This window comes from Peptococcaceae bacterium 1198_IL3148 (assembly GCA_036763105.1).
Taxonomy (GTDB): domain Bacteria; phylum Bacillota; class Desulfotomaculia; order Desulfotomaculales; family Desulfohalotomaculaceae; genus JBAIYS01.
The window spans coordinates 1-2550 of the sequence record JBAIYS010000030.1; the positions used below are offsets into that span (position 1 = coordinate 1).

Genomic DNA, 2550 nt, shown 5'->3' on the forward strand with positions numbered 1-2550 from the left:
GTAAGCGCTTAATAAACAGGTGCATGGTCACCTAGCCCAAAATATGCGAAAATACCTTCATAAGACTTAGGAATGGAGGTATAAAAGTGTACAACAAGCAAGAAAGGCAAGCGCTTGTTGCCGAATGCAGGGCAAGTGGGATGACCGCAAAGGAATGGTGCGAACTAAAAGGCATTAAATACACCCGGTACTACAGTTGGGCCACAACGGTGAACCGGGAAAGCAAGCATGCTGAACCGCAACAGTGGGCCGATGTAACCATGGCCAAAGACGGACACGCCAAGGGCGAAATCAAGCTTAAATGTGGCAATTTGACAATCAGTGTGGAACCAGGTTTTAATCCCACATTGCTTGCCGACATACTTAAGGTCGTGAATGCTGTATGCTAAAAGATATCACCGAGTACGATGGTATCTATCTAGCCTGTGGTGCAACAGATCTAAGGCGAGCAGTGGATGGCTTATCCATCATTGTAAAACAGCAATTCAAAATGGACCCTTTTGGTAACTATCTTTTCCTATTCTGCAATCGAAGCCGTAATCGTCTTAAGGGTTTAAGCTGGGATAAAAACGGCTTTGTATTGTACTACAAACGGTTAGATGGTGCCGGTGCCAGGTTCAAATGGCCAAACACCCCCTCTGACGTAAGGAACATCACTGTCAGGCAACTCCGCCTGCTAATGGACGGCCTGTCCATAGACCCACCAAAGGGTTTTGGTGAAGTCACCGCCAGGGATTTCTACTAAATAAAGGCTTGCCATATGAAGGTAAAATAGCTCTGCAAAAAGTGGCGCAAACCCTTGATATTGCTAGGAAAAACGACGTTTTCGTGGTATAATCTAGGTATGGAAAAGATAGATTTTACGGGGCTTTCACCCGAAGTAACTGCATATATTTCTAAGCTGGAAACACAACTTCAAGAACAAACTACCCAGTTACAGGAACAGTCTACAACTGTTGAAACACAAAAAGTACGGATAGACCAGCTCATGGGTATGTTGGCCAAGATGCAAAAATCCCTGTATGGTCAATCCAGCGAAAAGCGCAAGTATGTGTTGGGGGAGGATGATAATCAAATCTCCCTATTCAACGAAGCTGAAGTTGAGGCTAAAGGCCATGCTCTGGAGCCAACTAAGGTTTCGGTTTCCGGCCATACTAGAAAGGCCAAGCGTACCAAGGAAGAACTGGCAGCAGACGTTCCTGTGGTGGAAATCCTTTGCGAACTAGATATCGAAAAGCATGCCTGTGAGGCCTGTGGCGGAAAAATGAGAACCCTTGGCAAGGAAGTTGCCCGGGAAGAACTAGAAATCATACCGGCGCAAGTTCGGTTGCTCCGGTATATTAAATGTAGCTATGTTTGCAAAAACTGCGAAAAAGAAACAGGCGAAGCCACCATCGTAAAGGCCCCTACTCCCGTACCAGTTATCAAGCGGAGTCTTGCATCGGCTTCCACTGTGGCCCATGTAATGTATCAAAAATATGTTAATGGCATGCCGCTTTACCGGCAGGAAAAGGACTGGGCCAATCAGGGAGTGGTACTTTCCCGTGCCACTTTGGCTAACTGGATAATACGTTCATCCATCGACTGGTTACTACCCCTGTGGGAAGCAATGAAGGCTCATCTTCTAAAGGAGCCGGTAATACACGCCGATGAAACGGTCATCCAAGTGCTTAAGGAAGAAGGCAAAAAGCCATCGTCAGAATCCCGAATGTGGGTATATTGTTCTGGTAACACTGGTAACGCACCGGTGGTATTGTTTGAATACCAACCCACACGTTCAGGCGAACATGCTAGGCGGTTTCTAAGGGGTTTCCGTGGATACCTGATTACCGATGGCTATAGTGGGTACAATAAGGTACCCGATGTAACCCGTTGTGGGTGTTGGGCTCATTTACGACGGAAGTATCAAGATGCAATGCCCAAGAACGGGGACAAAGCAGGTTCCACCGCTGCGGTGGGATTTGAATATTGCAACCAACTGTTTTCCGTCGAGAAAGATCTGGTAAAGCTTACCCCAGACAAACGAAAAATACAGCGTCAGGAACGGTCTAAACCGGTTCTTGAGGCCTATTGGTCATGGCTTGAAACAGTAAACGCCCTGAAAGGTTCTAAACTTTCCGAAGCAGTGACATATTCCCTAAATCAGAAAGATTCATTGGAAACTTTCCTTGAAGATGGGCGTATTGAAATATCTAATAACCGAGCCGAGAATGCCATAAGGCCATTTGTAGTAGGTAGGAAATCGTGGCTGTTTGCGTACACCAAAAAAGGTGCCACATCCAGCGCAATTGTTTATAGTATTGTAGAAACGGCCAAGGCGAATAACCTTAACGTATATATGTATCTAGTGCATATTTTTAGCAAATTGCCCGGTACAGACTTTAAGGGCGATCCTTCATTATTGGATGACTTTATGCCTTGGTCAGAAAAAATACCAGATTATTGCCGTAACACAAAAAACTAATATAATTATACTAAACCCGGGTGCAGCTTAGATAAGCAGTGCCCGGGTTTTGATTTTGTCAATGCGCCGGAATATTAAGCGCTTAC

At 45.5% G+C, this 2550-nt stretch carries 3 protein-coding genes; all 3 read left to right on the forward strand.

What is annotated here, in order from left to right:
- Positions 1-140 precede the first annotated feature (140 nt).
- The 3 genes from V6C27_14705 (at position 141) to V6C27_14715 (ending at position 2464) form a co-directional block, all read left to right on the forward strand.
- Entirely contained in the window at positions 141-389 is a 249-nt protein-coding gene (locus tag V6C27_14705) for a hypothetical protein (protein ID MEG6617643.1), read from the forward strand.
- Positions 383-745: an IS66 family insertion sequence element accessory protein TnpB gene (tnpB, locus tag V6C27_14710; GenBank protein MEG6617644.1), complete on the forward strand. Its 363-nt coding sequence runs from the start codon at positions 383-385 to the stop codon at positions 743-745. Before V6C27_14705 ends, tnpB begins: the two co-directional genes overlap by 7 nt.
- Before the next feature lie 99 nt (positions 746-844).
- Entirely contained in the window at positions 845-2464 is a 1620-nt protein-coding gene (locus V6C27_14715) for an IS66 family transposase (GenBank protein ID MEG6617645.1), read from the forward strand.
- The last annotated feature ends 86 nt before the right edge of the window (positions 2465-2550 follow it).